Raw genomic sequence first — 18,841 nt, forward strand, 5'->3', positions numbered from 1 at the left:
ACAATTTCATATAGTCTAACCACTTGTAACTTAAATGCTAAACTAAATGTTCTTCTTTCTCTTGTTATAATAAAATCGTCTACTTTCTTAAATTAACAATATCTATTCTCATAGAATATGTCCAATTAAGTGTAGACGATTCATTCTCTTTCCAAAAAAGTTGAGCATCTTGTCTTTAGTTAATACAGTACTATTTGTTCGTGATTTTAGTTGTTTTCAATGGTGAGAGTTGTATAGCTTAATGCATCTATAGTGATAATTCTTTAAGGCTAACAACTGACATTTTATCTTCAATCACACCTTGCTGATTGACTTGATAGGTTAATGGTGTTGTCTTAATGAAGAGATCTTCTTTTGGGATAGATGTAACAATATGTGCATGATTAAGGTGGGGATTTTGCTTTACAAAATCATCGACCTCTTGTTTTGGATTTTTAAAGACTAAATATAAGTTAGACAATGATTCTTTATGCTGTAATTCCTTGAAGATGCGCTGGCATACTGTACAATTTGTACTTACAACCATCATATAGTTTGTTGGTGATTTTAACGTTATCGTTCGACTTAATGGAAATGAACTCGCAATAGGGAGTCCACTCATTTCACGTCGTGTCTTATTCACTTTATTATTTAAGAAGAGTTGAATAATGATGACAATGATTAAAAGTATTGCGACAATAATCCACATAACATAGCCTCCTTATCTTATCAATTTTTCATTATAGCACAGTTCATACATATCGATGTATCAAAAATATATTTCAATAAAAAAGCGATGAAGAAATACAATGGTTAGCATTTCTTCATCGCCTATTTTTGGCATATTATAATGATGCTTTTGCAGCTTCAAGTGCCTCTCTTGTGATTTCATGGCTATTGACCCAGTGTGTCGTAACATGTGCGCCGTGGTCTGCGAAAATGGACTGTACATAATCGCTTTGCGCTCTTGTTACCATCGGGTCATTTTTACCCATTGATAAGAAGACAGTCTGATCTGATAAATCAAGATTATCATCTACTGATAACGGATAAAGTGGTGCGAACAAAAGGCCTTTACGATAAGGCATAGTTGGATCAAGCATTAGGTTAATCGCAATATTAGAGCCATTAGAGAATCCTACTAAAATGACATCGTCTAATTTGAAATGATATTGTTGAGATGCTTTTTCTAAAAATTCGTGTAGTTCTTGTGTACGATACATCAAGTCTTCCACATCATATTGACCTTCACCATGGCGCTTGAAAAAACGATTCATGCCATTTTCAGATATATTGCCACGAACACCTAAAACACTATATGTTGGATTTAAATATTCCGCTACTGGGAATAAATCGTGCTCGTTCCCGCCCGTACCATGTAATACGACAAATGTAGGATTAGAAACGTCTCCTTGTTTAAAAACGTGCTTCATTTCAGTCATTGTTTACCTCCTCTTAAATCGTTTTTTAGTTGATAGTATTTTAAATTAAAAGTGCATGCACAACAACTTTGATGAACGGTGTTTCGATTGCTGACTTCTCAACAGAACTACACAGTTTCACAAAATTTTGAGGGTTAGTTCTTGAACTTGTCTTCTGGGAATTGATAAACGGTGTCCCAAAAGCAGGATTTTCGGCAGAACGCCATAGCTCAGCAAAATTAAAAAACAATTTTGTTCGCTATGAGGTTCTGCTCAAATCCTAAGCGCTTTTGTCCCAACCTCCGCGCTCAACAACCTTGTGATAGACGGTGTTTCGCATGCAGAGTTTTCGGCATAACTTCGCAATTCTTCAAAATTTGAGGAACAATTTTTTGAATTGCTCGAGTTATGCTCAAACTCTAAGCGCATGCTCAACAACCTTGTTTAACGTTTGGTGTTGAATGGTCTTATTTCAGATTCGATATATTCACGACGGTCTTCCAAGAATGGTGGAAGTGATAATGATTCGCCTAAAGTTTCATAGGGTTCATCTTCCATAAAGCCTGGGCCGTCTGTAGATAATTCGATTAAAATGTGACCTATGCGTGCATACAATGCTTTGAAGTAAAAGCGTTCAACAATGCCTGAATTTCGAAGTCCCATTTCATCATAACGCTTAGCCCAATATTCAATTGCCTCGCTGTCATCTACACGGAATGAGACGTGATGGACTTCGCCGTAGCCTTGGCGACTTTCGATACCTTCATCTTTACGAAGGATGACTTGTCCTCCGTTACCGCCATCACCCACTTCTAGTAATGTTACATTCGCATTTTCTTGTACGGGTTTCATATCATATAAATCAATTAATGTTTGTTTGAAGTCATCATAGTAGCTGACTGTGATTTCAATAGGACCTAGCCCATAAATGGCTTTATCAGTTGGCACAGGGCCATTTTGCCAAGGGACACCAGGTGCTACACCTGTATTATGTTCATCTGAGATTAATTGGTAAGTTTGGCCGTCTTCTTCTTCAAAGCGTAATACTTTTTTGCCAAAAACTTCATCTATTTCATCGTGTTTAACGCCAAACTCCTCAAAGCGTTGTTTGTAATATTCAATTGCTGCATCGTTTGGAACGCGAAATGATGGGCGACTAATTGAATTTGTACCCGCTCTACCTTTAGGATTATTTGGAAAATCGAAAAATGTCATATCTGTACCAGCATTTCCAACGTCATCAGCAAAGAAAGTGTGGTACGTGTAAATATCGTCTTGGTTTACTGTTTTTTTAACAAGGCGCATACCTAAAATATCAGTAAAAAAGTGATAGTTTCGTTCTGCACTGTCTGTCATAGCAGTTACATGGTGAATTCCTTTTAATGGAAATTGTATCATAAATCAAAACTCCTTTAATGGTTTAATTATCTCTAATTCGAACTATTTGTTTAAAAATTTTTATTGCTTATGGTGTGTATAGATTTCTTTAAGAATGTTTTGTAATGTCGATAATGTTTCATCTGATAATGACGAAAAGGCTGATGCAATCGTTTCAGCGTGTAATGGAAAAATATCTGTCATCAAGCGCTGACCTTTATCTGTAAGTGAAGCGTGGCTCACGCGTTTATCATTTTCGCACTGTCTTCGATGGATGAATCCTTTTTGTTCTAGATTTTGAATGACATAGGTTGTACTACTGCTTGCTACTAAAATGCGCTCTTGTATATTTTGAATCGTTTGTTCACCTTTGTTGAAGAGTAATTCAAGTACTGCAAATTCAGTAACGTTAAGACCGTGAGATTTGATATCATTGCTGACCAGTTTATCAAGGCTGTTATTGATGCGCTTTAATCCTATAAATGTTTTAAGTGCAGTTTCTGTTCGATTCAATTTGAGCACCTGCCTTTCTTATTTATTTCGAATTCGAGATAATTATAACGCATCATAAAAGAGTTGTAAACACTGAAGTTTAATTTTTATACTTTTGATGCTTTTATTGTTATATTAAGGGTATAACTCATAATAGATAACTACTGAAAAGGAGCGTTTTTTATGGCAGAAGTTAAACATGGAGATAAGAAATTTTATGTAGGAGAAGATGAACAGCACTTTGAAGCTTTAATGACATATGTTCCTACAGGTAATGGTATTATAATTATTGATCATACTGAAGTAGGTGCATCATTAAGAGGACAAGGTGTAGGGAAACAATTAGTACAAGCAGCTGTGGATTATGCACGTGAAAACAATATTAAAATTCATGCGACATGTCCATTTGCAAAAGGCGTTTTAGAAGAAACAAAAGAATACCAGGATGTCTTTGAAAAGTAAGATGATAAGGTTTGTTTTCTAATTTATTAGGAAATAAGCCTTTTTATTTGATATGAATCATCTTGTTATAGCCTGATTGAAAAGGGGGGGTTAACTTAGTGCGTTAGCCCCCCTAAATGATACCTATTCCAATTGGTGTATTAATAAGGTTTTTGTTGAATCTGATTGTCGTTCATTTTGAGTGGGATTTCGTAATATTGACAGTTTTCCCATGATAGATGTTCTTTGAAGATATGAAAGCCTTGATTAAAGAATGTGTTCAATCTTTTAACGGTTTCTTCTGACATTTCAGGGAGTTCGTAAATGAGTTCTGTCAGTTTAGTGTCAAAATATGCTTCTTCAATTAAAGGCAAATCAAATGTAAACTCAGAATCTACAAATGGGTAAGGCAAGACGAAAAATGTCGGTCCTTCAAACTGATCATCGCCAAACCAAAATCCAAATTCGATAAAGTGTTCATCAAATGCGGCATACTCAATCACCTGAGATGGTTTGAACATTTCGTGCAGAGTGTTGTAATTGATAATTGTTGAGATATCAAACGTTCCCCAAAATAAACCGGGTTTGATTTTACGTGCACGAAATGGTGCGACAAAAAAGGCAAGCGCACGGGTCGCAAATTTCATTAATTGTAACGCTTGTTGGCTTATTTCTACATTATAATGATGATGTTGTGTATCTTGATCAAATGGTGTTTGATCCTCGACCTCTTGTGGAGTAGTGTTAATCGAAACATGAATATTGAACTTTGCAAGAGCTTCATGAATTTCATTGTAGTAGTGTTGAATGGTTTTGCCGTTTTCTAATGGTGTCGACGTGGATCCCTGCTCAGTTTCAACAACGATACGATGTTGCACGAGGTCTACGTGTATGCTATAGGTATGTTCTTCATAAAATAGCATACCTGTTGAAAAGCCACTAGGTGTAATATCTAGCGTCACATGTGCCCATTGAGGTTCTTGGAATGCACTTTGAAGTTTATATTTTCCAAGTATTTGCGAAATACGATGTAATGTTTCTTTTTCATTTTTCCAATCTGCAAGTTTTAACACGATATCGCCTCCGTTATCATTTCTACTTTTATTATACGCAAAATAATAAAAATTGAATAATTGAAAGTTCATTATTGAGATAAATCATCATATAGAAAAAGACGAAAACCATGAATTACATGATTTTCGTCTAATATAGACTTGAGTAGTCTATCATTCATGAGTTAGCCTTCGATTGCAAACTCACCATCGAATTCGAATTCAACTTCTTTACCTAATAAGAATCCACCAGTTTCTAATGGTTTGTTAAAGTTCATACCGTATTTTTCACGATCGATTTTACCAGAAACTGAGAAACCAACAACTTGACCACCGCTTAATGGGTTGTCGCTAACACCGTGGTTTTTGAAATCAAAAGTTTCTTCGTGTGTTTGGCCAGCTAGTGTTAATTCACCAGTTATACTGTTTTCAGACACTTTTGTTGTTTTGAAAACGATTTGTTTGTTTTCATCAACGTTAAAGAAGTCAGCTGATTTTAAGTGGTTGTCACGATCAGCGTTTCCAGTGTCGATTGAATCAACGTTAATTGTAAGTACAGATTGTAATGAATTGTTGTCATCAATGTCTCCAGATACGTCTACTGAATAATCAGTGAAAGTCCCTTTGACTTTAGATACCATTAAGTGTTTTACTCCAAATTCTAATGTACTGTGTACTGGATCAAATTTTAAATTAGCCATTTCCATAAAACCTCCGAATTTATTGTTTGAATTTATCTTAACATGATATAAAAAATATATCACATGTTATGACTCTTGAAAAGAATGATGCTTATCATAAATCAAAAAGGTATAAATGTGTTCAATGATGATATATAGATAATATACCTAGTAACGAACGAAGCTAAACATGTGCTAGTTTGTTTTAAGTAGGTATCAATCAAGTTAAATGATTAGTTTGTATAGATGTATGCTATCAAGTTTTTCTATTCCAAAGTAATAAATGTAATGAGTCTTATATTATCAATTAAATGATTTAATTGATAATAGTGTTGAAAGTGACGATTTTATGAAGAATGAATATGAAAGTTTTAATATACTTTTTTGGGGTATAGTACGAAATAAGAGAAGAAACATATTTACAAATTAGAATGGTTATAATATAATAATAATTACAAAGTAGAAATTGGAGGTATTAATTGATGAGTAATCAAACTGAAGTAGTAAAAGTATTGAATGATCAAGTTGCGAACTGGACAGTATTATTTACAAAATTGCATAATTTCCATTGGTACGTGAAAGGACCTAACTTTTTCTCATTACATGAAAAATTTGAAGAATTGTACAATGAGGCAAGTCAATATGTCGATGATTTAGCTGAACGTATTTTGGCGATTGGTGGTCATCCTGTCGCAACATTAAAAGAATATCTTGAGTTTTCTATTGTTGATGAAGCGGGTAAAAATTACGCGGCAGCAGAAATGGTCAAAGAATTATCTGAAGACTTTATTAAAGTTTCAAAACAACTTGAAGAAGCGATTGAAGTAGCAAGTCAAGCAGAAGATGATGTAACAGAAGATATGTTTATCGGTATGAAAACAGATATAGATAAACATGTATGGATGCTTGAATCATATCTTGCATAAAAGGTTATTAAATGGCTCTCAGTCAAATTGGACTGGTCGCATTAAATTAAGGCGTTATGCAATAATGGATTGCTTAACGCCTTTTTCGTTGTGTGATCATAAAGTCTTGAACATTAATGTCTCTTTTAATACAACATAAGTCAGTAAAATTGAGTTGCTAAAGCATATTTTATAACTTAAGGGTGTGAATAAATATAGCACATTTGATTGATTCCTAAGCCGAGACTTCTGAGGCACCTAGAAAAGCGAGGCTTTATGGAACAATCAAATAAATGAAATTATTTATACACCAGTCCGATTTACTATAGAATCTATTAAATGTACTTTAAACCCCTAGATGAAGTGATTGACTGTCTAGAGGTTTTTAGTTTGAAAAATATATAAAAGTTGATTATCTTTATCATGATTAAATGAATTAAATATTTATATTAGTTTTATATTAAAGTTTTATGAATTTATTGTTTTAAATTGAAAATATTACAATTAATAAGTATGATGATGACAGAACTTGTAAAATTTTTAGGAAGAAGGGCTTTTTTCATGAATTGTTTTAACGACGGTTCTGTTATTCAAGATTATTACTTTTTTCAAAAACATGATTTTCAACATACGTACTTAATTCAATTACCGCAATCGGTAGCGGTCGAAGATTTGATGTATGCACTCATACAAGTTGTCCATCACCAACCTATGTTACGTACATCCTATACAAGTGCGCATGAGCATATCACATATTGTGAACATCAATTTTCACCTTTTATTGAGGTGATTGTTAATGATGTCGCAATGACTGATATCGATTTAAATCAATATGTTGCATCTCAAATCCCTACTATATCTCCTACTGAATATCCACTGTTTCAATTTATCATTTTCCGATTTACTGATGCGATACAACTTTGTTTCACAGTTAGTCCTATTATTTTTGATGCGATTTCGATGCCATCTTTTTTAAAACAGTTGAATCATTGTTATTGTTTTCCATTTCAGTCGATGAGTATGACATCGGATTTCACACAAATGATACATCAGGAAAATATATTTCGGCAATCTAACGTTTTTCAACAACAACTCAAACGCTATAGCATGTATCAATCATTGTTACAAGAGACACATCAATATATGCCAGTTCGTCGACACACCTCTAAAACGCAAATCGAAGGGTTAACGATATCTCTAGCATATGACAACCTGACACGTGATGACATATATAGTAGCATCGTGCTCGCGAACCATATAATGAGTCGAAGTGAACAAGTGGTACTAGGTGTCACAACTGAACATTATAAAGAAGAAACAAAAGTAGCGATCGGACCACGTTTAGGTCTTCTGCCAATCCAATTTGATGTACATCGCCACGACACATATCGCACGTTACGTGAGCAGGTTGCGACACGTTTTTCTGAGGTGGAGCAGATGACGCCGATTCATTTAAAGGATGTATTGACTGATGTTAAAGAGATGCCATTTGAGACTGTTATACATCTTGAGTCGGTTGTTTTCGACTTTGAATTTGATTATCAACAGTGCACTGCCACTTTGATGCATCCAAACGTCACAGATGCGGATATTGATATTTACCTATACAAAACACTTGAAGGTTATGATATCAAAATGATGTATAATCGAGAACAATTTGACGATTTAACAGTGAATACGTATGCTAATTTAATCCAAACGTTGTGTCAACAGGGAATAGAACGTCCCGATATTTCAATGAAAGAGATGTCGCTAATGACGACGGCGCAAGATGAGGCGCTTTTAGAGACGCTTCAGCAAGTTGACACGCTGCCACATCGTACTGTGCCTGAGTTGTTTGAAGAACAAGTACAAAGTGCTTTGACACGTACTGCATTACGTTATGGAGAGACATCTCTCACATATGAAGCACTTGACCGACAAACGAATCAAATGGCACGTCAGTTACGGCAGATGGGTATCAAACCTAATGACTACGTGGCAGTGATTGCGGAGAGAAGTATAGAGATGATTGCAGCCATAATCGGTATTGTCAAATCAGGTGCAGCTTATGTGCCAATCGATCCGGATGCACCACAATCTCGAATCACTTATATTCTTGAAGATTGTGAACCGTCATTGATAGTCGTTCACGGTGTGACTGTAACGAGTGCTATTCAAACTATAGATATCGCTACATTGATGACCGGCGATGCGAGTTCACTCCCCATTGTCAATACACCGGATGATGACTTATATGTAATTTATACTTCAGGTACGACAGGACAACCTAAAGGAACACGGATTGCGCATCGAAGTGTAGATAGATTGGTGAAACACATTGATTATGTGCCGCTGAATCAAACAACTAAAATTTTACTATCAGGTACGATTGCTTTCGATGCGGTGACGTTTGAGATATATGGTGCATTGCTTAATGGCGGGGAACTGATCGTCATATCTAAAGAACGCTTAATCGATCCTAAATTGCTTGGTTCTACGATTAAACAGTATAAAATTAATACGTTGTTACTCACAACTTCTTTATTTAATCAAATTGTCAGTGAACATGTGGAGGCATTAGAACCTTTAGACTATATGATTATAGGTGGAGAGGTAATCAAGCATAAATGGGTTGATATTTTAAATCAACGTCCCAATCATCCTCAAATTATTAATGCGTATGGTCCGACAGAAAGTACAACGATTACAACAGCATATGCTGTTCCTGAAACACTACCGAGTCGTATTCCAATTGGAAAGCCTATCCGACAAACAGCTGTCTATATTATGCAAAGCGAACAGCAGTGTGGTGTGGGTGTACCGGGTGAACTGTGCATCGGTGGAAGTGGTGTGGCGAAAGGTTACTTGAATCGACCTGATTTAACAGAAAAGCAATTTATGAAGCACCCTTTGACTCATGAATGCATTTATCGAAGTGGTGACCTTGTGCGCTTGCAATCAGATGGAAATATTGACTATTTAGGACGGTTAGACCATCAAGTCAAAATACGTGGATTCCGTATCGAGCTTTCTGAAATTGAACGTGCGATTGAACGCATCAATGGCGTCAATAAAGCAGTTGTTATCGTAACGATGATAGAGGAAGATAAACAGTTGCATGCTTATTATGAAGGCCCTGAACCTATCTCAAAACAAACGTTAAAAGAGGCGTTAAGAGCGCAACTACCGAGCTATATGATTCCACTTCATTTTAAACATATCACTCAAATACCGACAACAGCTAATGGCAAGTTAGATCAACGTGCATTGCCTAAAATTGAGGCTGTTGATGAAGCGCATTTTGTTGCACCAACGAATCAAGTAGAAGCGGTGTTGTGTCATATATTTGAAGAAGTGCTTCATATTGAGCGAGTGGGAATTATAGATCACTTTTTCGAACTGGGAGGTCATTCTCTTAAGGCGACACTCGTAGTGAATCGAATTGAACAATTGCTCAATAAATCAATTAAAGTGCGTGATATCTTAAAAATGCCAACAGTACAACAATTAGCAACAGTACTGATGTCTCTAGATGAGAAGAATCTAGAAGCTATTCCAGTGGTTAGTAGTGACCAGTCTTACTTTCCAGTGAGTACGGTCCAAAGAGGAATGTACTTAGTATGGCGTTTAAATCCTAAAGAGGTTGTGTATAATGTTCCATTTTTATGGCGTTTGAGCGCGCCTTTAGATGTCAATAGGTTGCGTGAGGCTATTCAAATGTTGATTCAGCGTCATGAAATATTACGTACACAATTCAAAGTGATTGATCAAACATTATACCAGGTGATTCATGACACCTTAGAGCCGGATTTTGAAGTGATACGTCAAACAGTGACGACTGAACAACAACTGATTGAGTCATTGACAAAACCATTTAATCTTGAGCGCGACGCATTAATACGTGTGAGATATGTTGAAACAACTGAATGTGATTATGTATTTATGGATACACATCATAGTATTAATGATGGTATGAGTCAAACGATTATCTTAAATGAGTTGAATCAATTGTATCAAAACAAACCTTTACCACCAGTTGTACATCAATATAAAGATTATAGTGAATGGATGAATAAGAGAGATATGACGGTTCATCAAAACTATTGGAAAAATATCTTTCAGGATGGCGTCCCGGTGTTAGATTTGCCACTCGATAACCCTAGACCTAGTGTCAAAACAGTGAATGGTGATATGGTTTATTATCCTTTATCAGAGGCATTAACAACAAAAATCAAGTCATATGTTAAAGAACATGACGTTACAGATTTTATGTTTTTTATGAGTGTTGTAATGGTGATGCTCAGCAAGTATAGTGATCAAGAAGATATTGTGATGGGGAGCGTCATGAGTGCAAGAACACATCCAGGTACAGAAAAAATGCTAGGTATGTTTGCCAATAGTGTGGTATTTAGAGGAAAACCACAAGCACATAAGAAGTGGTTAACATTTTTAAGTGAAATCAAGGCAATGAGCCTCTCAGCCTATGATCATCAAGCGTATCCATTTATTGATTTAGTTGATGATTTGATAACAGACCGTGATGCTGCACGACATCCTTTTTTTGATGTGATGTTAGTTCGCCAGAATAATGAAGAGAACCATGCACACTTTGGATATAGTCAATTGACACATGTTGTACCGAAAAGCACGACTGCCAAGTTTGATATGTCATTTATTATTGAAGAAAGTGAAAATCATTATGTATTCAATGTTGAATATAGTACGGATATATTTAATGAAGAAACCATTTACTGGATGTGTCAACAATTAGACTATATGATGCAAGTCATTGTTGAGGAAGAAGATTTAGAAATTGCGAAAATACCTACTGCTTTACCATCTATGACAAAGTGGATTGAGTCACATGTTCAACGAAAAACACTTGATGCACCTGACTCTGAAACAATAGCTTCTTTATTTGAAGCCCAAGTGAAGCTGTATCAAAAACGCCCTTTACTCATACACAAAGGAGAGGTGCGCACATATCAAGAAGTATGGCGTCATTCATGTGCCATTGCGCAGTATTTATATGAAAAGGGTCTACGTCGTGGTGATCATGTCGCAATAATGACACAACGCGGTCACGGTATGATTGAAGCAATGCTAGGTGCAGCAATGTTAGGGTGTCCATACGTACCAATCGACCCAAGTTATCCGAAAAAGCGCATTGAATTTATTTTAGATGATGCGGATATCAAGCATGTACTAGTCTCAGGCGCTATTTCACTTACGAAGCCAACCACGTGTTTATCAGATATTCCTATGATAAATGACAAGTCTTTTGAAATGGAGAATGGGGTGACCCCATACGACACATTGTATATCATTTATACATCAGGCACGACGGGGCAACCTAAAGGTGTCGAAGTGACACATCGCAATGTGATTCACTTAATCAAGAGCTGGCAAGAATTGATTCAACTGCGATCAGATGATGTGATTTTACAATATGAAAATATAGTATTTGATGCATCGGTATGGGAGATTTACACGTCAATATTGAATGCCGTGCCACTTGTCATAGCATCGGATGAAGAACGATTAGACATTCGGGATTTAGAGCAAGTTATTGCGACACAAAATGTCACTGTTGCATCGATTCCTGTACAGGTATGTATGTTACTGGAGTCCTATCAAATGCGCTGCCTTGTGACAGGTGGGTCTGTTAGCACACCGGCGCTACTCCATAGAGTTATGCCGCATGTTGAGATGTATGTCAATGCCTATGGTCCTACAGAAGCAACAGTCATTGCAACGGCAAAGGTTTATGAAGCACAGCCTAATAGCGCTCGTGTACCGATAGGTCGACCACTGCAACATACACAAGTTTATATGATGGCAGAAGGACAACTTTGTGGCGTTGGTGTACCTGGTGAGTTGTGTATTTCAGGAGACGGTGTTGCAAAAGGCTATTGGCAACGACCAGAACTCAATCAAAAAGCGTTTATAAAGAACCCTTTTGGAGAAGGACAATTATATCGCACGGGTGATATGGCACGCTATCTTCCGAATGGAGATATTGAGTATATTGGACGACGCGATCATCAACAAAAATTCAATGGTTACAGAATTGAACTTGACGAAATTACAAATGCGATGAATCAAATTGAAGGGATTAAAGATAGTGCGGTTATGATAGATCAATCAGGAAATGAGGCGCGCCTGATTGCTTATTATGTGGCATTGGATCATCAAGAGCAGCGTATACGTTCAATTTTAAGTGATATGCTACCACAATATATGATTCCACAGCGACTGATACACTTAGACCGATTGCCACTGACAGCAAATGGTAAGTTGGATAAAGACGCATTACCGAGTATAGATTCATACACGCGTCAGGTGATATCACCGCGCACAGAACAAGAGTCACAGCTGATGAATGTTTTTGAACGCGTGTTAGGACTTTCGCCGATAAGCATAGATGATGACTTTTTTGAAATTGGAGGCACATCACTTGCTGCCATGAAAGTAGTGACCATAATGAGAGAACTGGGTCATGACATGACATTACAAGATATTTATCAATATAAAACAGTACGTGCCATTTTAGCACATCATACAAACATCGCGATAGATGTCCCGGGAAATATTGACCTTCTCCATCAACAGATACAACACAATCACCTTCCATTACCTCAGTTAAATCAACAATCCTTAGGTACCATATTATTAACGGGGGCTACGGGATTTTTAGGGGCATATTTATTGTTTGAGTTGAAAGAAAGCGACAGTATGATTTACTGTGTGGTACGTGGTCAAGATAGTCTTCAAGCAAAACAGAGATTAATCAGTCACTTAGAATATTATTTTGAGGATAGTGTAGTTGCTCAAATAATGCGTCATGTCAAAATCATATTAGGAGATTTTAATCAGTCCTTTAGTGACTATGAGGGGAAAATTAACACAGTGATTCATGCGGGAGCACTTACTGATCATTTTGGTGACAACGAGGAGTTTTATAAAGTGAACGTATTGAGTACACAGAATCTCGTCAATTTTGCGATAAAGTCAAAAGCAAAACTCATTTATATCTCAACAATGAGTATAGGATCTTCATTTTTAGAAGCGGTTGAGGATAAAACTTTTGCAGAGACAGACGTTTATAAAGGACAATATATCGCTTCACCGTACACACAAAGTAAGCTCTATGGTGAGTTTGCCGTTTTAGAAGGTATGAAAGAAGGATTAAACGCTAAAATCATGCGTATTGGCAACTTAACAAGTGCTAAAAGTGGAAAAGTAGCAATGAAAAATATGTCGACAAACCGTTTTTCAATTGTGATGCACACATTGTCACAACTCGATGCCATTAGTGATAGTATGGCGCATACACCTGTCAGCTTTTCTTTCGTAGACGAAGCAGCTCAAGCCGTTATACGAATCGCCCAAACAATGCAGCGGGAGTTGAATGTCTTTCATGTGACAAGTGAATATCAGCACACATTTTTGGAGGTGCTTGAACGCGCAACAGGCCGATCATTTGAGGTGATAAATGATGACGCATTCGAATCTATGATTTATCGTCAACAATTATACACATTAGCGGGATTGAATGAAGGTCATGAGTTAGAAAGACCCGCAATCATGTCTCAAAAGTTCACTCACGAAATGATGACATCTTTGGAGATGAGTTGGTCGGATATCACGTCAGAATGGCTCGGAAAATGGTATCAGTTGATGATACAAACATTTGAATAGAGGTTTTTATTAATGATTCTATATGCAGATGTATCAACATTGAAATCAAGTACGATTCATAAAATCATGCAAGAGTATTTTTATTTTAAGCGTGATGTAACAAGGTATCATTTTGAACGTGATCGTTTACGCCATCGTGTAGGGGAGTTGTTAGTGCATTATGGAGTGTTAAAGTATGCAAAGTTAAGGCCAAATGAATGGCAATTCCTAATAGGAGAGCACGGCAAGCTTTTTATTGATGCCCCGCAAGCACCGTATATCAGTCTGTCATATAGTCATCATCATATTGCATGCATCGTGAGTGAAAATCCAGTAGGCATAGACATTGAGATGATAGAACCGATAGCATGGCAACATCTTAAGTCACAATTCACAGTAGATGAAAGTAAGCACATCAGTACGCTAGAAGACTTTTATCAAGTATGGACTCAAAAAGAAGCATACAGTAAGTTGACAGGGGAAGGACTGCTATGTGGCATCAATCAATATAATGTGCAATCCCCGCTCTATTTTCAAGAGTATCGTGTCAATTTCAAATCAGTCGAAGTGAATCGCGTGTTAATTCAAGTCTGTGATGTAGATCCGAATTTGTCGCTTGCTATAGATGAAGTGGATATAGAAGAGATGATAGACATTTTAGTATCTCAATCAAATGTGGCAGAGGGATTTTAATGATTCACTAGCCCTTTGGATTGGTTTTATCATAACAAAATGTAGTACTTACCATAGTTACCCTCACAGTTCAGTTGATATGGATTGTGAGGGTTAAGTGTAGGCTATGATATGAGTCTTTTGCTATTTATATTTTATCGTATACCATAATTATGCATTACGATATACATATTTAGGGTAGACTATAATCATTAAGTCAAAATAGAAAGGACATCTATATGTTTCTTGCATGGAATGAAATCAAACGTAATAAACTTAAGTTTAGCTTGATTATAGGGGTATTGATTCTGATTAGTTATTTATTATTTTTGTTATCAGGTCTTGCTAAAGGATTAATCAATATGAATACTGAAGGCATTGAAAAATGGGAAGCCGATGCTATCGTACTCAATAAGGATGCGAATCAAACTGTTGCTCAATCTGTATTTCGAACGGATTTAGTTGATGGCAAATTTGAGAAACAAGCGACTTTAAAACAAACAGCTGTCATCATTTCAAATGGATCTACCGAAGAAAATGCATTGTTATTTGGTACGCAAAAGCGTTCATTTTTAGTTCCTGATTTAATTGAGGGGCGTCAGGCCAAAGCGGATGATGAAGTGGTTGCGGATCAAACATTACAGGAAAAGGGATTTAAAATTGGGGATACGTTGACATTATCACAAACGGATGAAAAGTTGAAAATTGTCGGGATAACTGAGAGTGCCAAATACAATGCATCCCCCGTACTATTTGGAAGTGACAAAACGATAGCGTTAATCAACCCGATGCTAACTAGTGACAAAACAAATGCCATTGTCGTGAAAGATGATCATTGGAAAGATGTGCCATTAGATGGCGATTTAGAAAAAATAGAGATAGGTCAGTTTGTTGAAAATCTTCCAGGGTATCAAGCTCAAAATCTAACACTCAACTTTATGATTACATTTTTATTTATAATTTCAGCAACTGTCATCGGTGTATTTTTGTATGTCATGACGTTACAAAAAAGAAATCTTTTTGGCGTACTCAAGGCACAAGGCTTTACAAATGGTTATTTAGCGGTTGTAGTGATATCTCAAACCTTTCTATTAGCTTTAATTGGCACACTTATCGGCCTTATATTAACCTTAGTGACAGGCGCCTTTTTACCAAGTGCCGTACCGATTAAATTTGAACCACTTATTTTGATGATCTTTGGTGTGGTATTGATCTTTGTATCATTACTTGGTAGCTTATTCTCCATATTAACGATACGTAAAATTGATCCACTTAAGGCGATAGGGTAGGTGAAAACAGTGTTGAAATTCAAGAATGTAACAAAAAACTTCAAAGACGGTAATCAAACAATTGAAGCGGTTAAGGCGACTACATTACAATTTGAAAAAGGGGAAATTATCGCAATTGTAGGGCCTTCAGGATCAGGCAAAAGTACTTTTTTAACAATGGCCGGTGCACTTCAAACGCCATCAGAAGGAGCGATATATATTGATGACGAAGATATAACGCATATGAGCCAAAAAGCGTTGTCAAAAGTACGAATGGACAAAATCGGGTTTATACTTCAAACATCAAACCTTGTACCATTTTTAACAGTTAAACAACAATTTGAACTACTATCTAAACATAAAAAGAATGTGCTAAAGCAGGAAGACTATGATAAGCTAATGCATCAACTCGGCCTGACGCAAATCGGAAATCAACTGCCAAGTGAAATTTCAGGTGGACAAAAGCAACGTGTCGCGATTGCAAAGGCGTTGTATACAAACCCTTCTATTATACTAGCAGATGAACCGACTGCATCACTTGATACCGATAATGCAATGGCAGTCATGGAGATATTAAAAGAACAAAGTCAGTTACGTCAAAAAATTTGTATTATCGTAACACATGATGAGCGACTGACTGCGTATTGCGATAAAGTGTATCATATGGAAGATGGCGTATTAAAAGAAAAATAAGCAGAAGGTTGGGACATCAATATCTCGAAGGTTTCTTATAATGAGATGATTTATTCTAATGATACGAAAGTGTTTATTTTTAAAAGTAATTTAATGTAAAATTACATGTATATCACGTCGTATTGTTGGCAAGACTCCTGAGGAAATAGGATTAGCGTCGAGACCGGAGCTCGACCCCATCCCCTAGGAAATGCGAGCCAAACAATACGAATCATCTCTACGCTATTATTTTGGGATTTATGTCACAACCTTTTTGATAAAGAAGTACTACTCATATTGAGCAAAATATTAGAAGGAGATACATTCATATGTTTTAATGTAACTATAAAAGTTACAAAAGGAAGAGATGATGGGTGTGAACTTAGCATTTAATACAGCGGTACATATATTGGCATTTTTAACAAAACATCAAGGCGAAAAACATAATAGTCAAGTATTAGCAGAAAAAGTATGTGTCAATCCGGTACAAATTAGGCGCGTTATGTCTCAGTTGCATCAGCACGGATATGTCGAAGTGAAGCGCGGCAATCAAGGTGGGTATTATATTACGCAAAAAGGCATGACAGCAAAGTTATCACTGTTGTTTGAACTTTTCAATCAGCCAGAGTCTCATATTCGACTATTTACAGGAGATACGGCTATTGAGTGTGAGATTTCACAACAAATTGGGCGCGTCATGTATAAGCACTATCTCGAAGAACAAAAAATTTTAGCACAGTATTATCAAAATATATCTATACAAGATATATTAAATGATATTTCGATGGAGGTATAAGATGAAACAGTATGATTTAGTAGTGATAGGATTTGGCAAGGCAGGGAAAACATTAGCCAAAAGTGCTGCACAGCAAGGACAACGTGTAGCCGTGATTGAAAAGTCTAAGAAAATGTATGGTGGCACATGTATCAATATTGGTTGTATTCCTTCTAAAACACTGATTCACGAAGGCCAATCAAAACAAACGTTCAATGAGGCGATGATGCGTAAACACACTGTTGTAGAGCAATTAAATCAAAAAAATTATTATCTTTTAGCAGATGACCCTAACATTGATGTCCTTGATTATACAGCTCAATTCAAAAGCAATACAGAGATTGCCTTACTCGATGAAAGTCAGAATGAAATTGACAGTGTAACAGCACCACATATTGTCATTAATACGGGTGCGACTTCTATCATTCCAGATATTGAAGGGCTTGCTACATCAGCTCGTGTATACAATTCAACCGATATTATGACGCTCTCAGAAAAACCTCAAAGACTCGTTATCGTAGGGGCTGGCTATATAGCATTAGAATTTGCATCTATGTTTGCTGAATTTGGAACAGAGGTAACGGTTCTTGAACGATCTAATCAGTTTTTAGCTAAAGAAGATGAAGAAGTGGCGGAAATGATTCAAACGGACCTTGAAGCGAAGGGAATTCAATTTGTATTTGAAGCTGAAACAACGCGCATTCAAGACGATGCGTCACAAACGACTGTCCACACAACACAAGGGAACTTTGAAGCAGATGCTGTTTTAGTCGCAACAGGGCGCAAGCCGAATACAAATTTAGGATTAGAATCAACAGATATTCAACTCGGAGATTATGGTGAGATTAAAGTGAATGCACAATTGCAAACAACCGTTCCACATATTTATGCAGTTGGAGATGTAAAGGGTGGCATGCAATTTACGTATATCTCTTTAGATGATTATCGTATTGTTAAATCGCAATTATGGGGTAACGGTGAACGTACGACTGAAAATAGAGGGATTGTTCCATACACAGTATTCATTACACCGCCATTATCACGAGTGGGATTCACCGCTAAAGAAGCAGAACAACAAGGTTATACTATTGCTGAAAATAAATTAGCCGTTAAAGCTATACCACGTCACAAAATAAATAACGACGATCGCGGTCTTTTCAAAGTGGTAATTAACCAAGATAATGAAACCATTCTGGGGGCAACTTTATATGGTGCACATTCCGAAGAGCTTATTAATTTAATCAAATTAGCGATAGATCAAGGGTTGTCATATACGACATTAAGAGATCAAATTTTTACACATCCAACTATGGCTGAATCGTTGAATGATCTATTTAATTTATAAGAGACAACCCAATGATTACACCTGATTGTCATGCAAAGATGAATGCATGCAATACATTTGTCAAAATAAAAGTGTACGTCTAATATGGAAAGTAATATTT

General features: G+C 36.4%; 14 protein-coding genes. 8 read left to right on the plus strand and 6 right to left on the minus strand.

Annotated elements, in window-relative coordinates; all coding sequences use genetic code 11:
• Positions 1–247 precede the first annotated feature (247 nt).
• From C7J90_RS03880 to C7J90_RS03895, 4 genes are all read right to left on the minus strand, one after another.
• Positions 248–688, minus strand: a complete 441-nt coding sequence (locus tag C7J90_RS03880; RefSeq protein WP_103209830.1) for a hypothetical protein — start codon at positions 686–688, stop codon at positions 248–250.
• A gap of 136 nt (positions 689–824) precedes the next feature.
• The gene (locus C7J90_RS03885; protein WP_103209834.1) at positions 825–1,412 is read right to left on the minus strand and encodes an alpha/beta hydrolase; all 588 of its coding nucleotides are present in this window, start codon (positions 1,410–1,412) and stop codon (positions 825–827) included.
• Positions 1,413–1,844: 432 nt separating this feature from the next.
• Positions 1,845–2,798, minus strand: a complete 954-nt coding sequence (gene mhqE, locus C7J90_RS03890) for a ring-cleaving dioxygenase MhqE (RefSeq protein WP_103209828.1) — start codon at positions 2,796–2,798, stop codon at positions 1,845–1,847.
• A gap of 60 nt (positions 2,799–2,858) precedes the next feature.
• Positions 2,859–3,290 carry a MarR family winged helix-turn-helix transcriptional regulator gene (locus C7J90_RS03895; protein WP_103209827.1) on the minus strand — a complete coding sequence of 144 codons (432 nt, stop codon included), beginning with the start codon at positions 3,288–3,290 and terminating at the stop codon, positions 2,859–2,861.
• Between the two features lie 162 nt (positions 3,291–3,452).
• On the opposite strand from C7J90_RS03895, the gene C7J90_RS03900 reads away from it, so the two are divergent.
• A complete protein-coding gene (locus C7J90_RS03900) occupies positions 3,453–3,731 on the plus strand; it encodes a GNAT family N-acetyltransferase (RefSeq protein WP_103209825.1) in 279 nt (92 codons plus the stop codon).
• A gap of 140 nt (positions 3,732–3,871) precedes the next feature.
• On the opposite strand, the gene C7J90_RS03905 is transcribed toward C7J90_RS03900, so the two are convergent.
• On the minus strand, positions 3,872–4,783 hold the full coding sequence (locus C7J90_RS03905; protein WP_103209824.1) for a DUF5996 family protein: 912 nt from the start codon (positions 4,781–4,783) through the stop codon (positions 3,872–3,874).
• Between the two features lie 164 nt (positions 4,784–4,947).
• The gene (locus tag C7J90_RS03910) at positions 4,948–5,463 is read right to left on the minus strand and encodes a YceI family protein (RefSeq protein WP_103209832.1); all 516 of its coding nucleotides are present in this window, start codon (positions 5,461–5,463) and stop codon (positions 4,948–4,950) included.
• A 461-nt stretch (positions 5,464–5,924) separates the two neighbouring features.
• Here C7J90_RS03910 and C7J90_RS03915 point away from each other — a divergent pair, with 461 nt between their 5' ends.
• The 7 genes from C7J90_RS03915 to merA all read left to right on the plus strand — a co-directional run bounded on the left by C7J90_RS03915 (position 5,925) and on the right by merA (position 18,741).
• A complete protein-coding gene (locus C7J90_RS03915) occupies positions 5,925–6,368 on the plus strand; it encodes a Dps family protein (RefSeq protein ID WP_103209822.1) in 444 nt (147 codons plus the stop codon).
• A gap of 540 nt (positions 6,369–6,908) precedes the next feature.
• Positions 6,909–14,030 (plus strand): aureusimine non-ribosomal peptide synthetase AusA, encoded by a 7,122-nt coding sequence (gene ausA, locus C7J90_RS03920; protein ID WP_158701899.1) that lies wholly within the window; start codon positions 6,909–6,911, stop codon positions 14,028–14,030.
• Positions 14,031–14,042: 12 nt separating this feature from the next.
• Positions 14,043–14,702, plus strand: coding sequence for an aureusimine biosynthesis 4'-phosphopantetheinyl transferase AusB (ausB, locus tag C7J90_RS03925; protein WP_103207466.1), 660 nt, complete (start codon positions 14,043–14,045; stop codon positions 14,700–14,702).
• A gap of 218 nt (positions 14,703–14,920) precedes the next feature.
• Positions 14,921–15,970 carry an ABC transporter permease gene (locus tag C7J90_RS03930; protein WP_103207468.1) on the plus strand — a complete coding sequence of 350 codons (1,050 nt, stop codon included), beginning with the start codon at positions 14,921–14,923 and terminating at the stop codon, positions 15,968–15,970.
• Between the two features lie 9 nt (positions 15,971–15,979).
• Positions 15,980–16,642, plus strand: a complete 663-nt coding sequence (locus C7J90_RS03935; protein WP_103207490.1) for an ABC transporter ATP-binding protein — start codon at positions 15,980–15,982, stop codon at positions 16,640–16,642.
• A gap of 349 nt (positions 16,643–16,991) precedes the next feature.
• Positions 16,992–17,417: an RrF2 family transcriptional regulator gene (locus C7J90_RS03940; protein WP_240622306.1), complete on the plus strand. Its 426-nt coding sequence runs from the start codon at positions 16,992–16,994 to the stop codon at positions 17,415–17,417.
• Position 17,418: 1 nt separating this feature from the next.
• Entirely contained in the window at positions 17,419–18,741 is a 1,323-nt protein-coding gene (gene merA / locus C7J90_RS03945) for a hypothiocyanous acid reductase MerA (protein ID WP_103207469.1), read from the plus strand.
• Positions 18,742–18,841: the final 100 nt, after the last annotated feature.

This window comes from Staphylococcus felis, from assembly GCF_003012915.1.
GTDB classification, from domain to species: Bacteria; Bacillota; Bacilli; order Staphylococcales; family Staphylococcaceae; genus Staphylococcus; species Staphylococcus felis.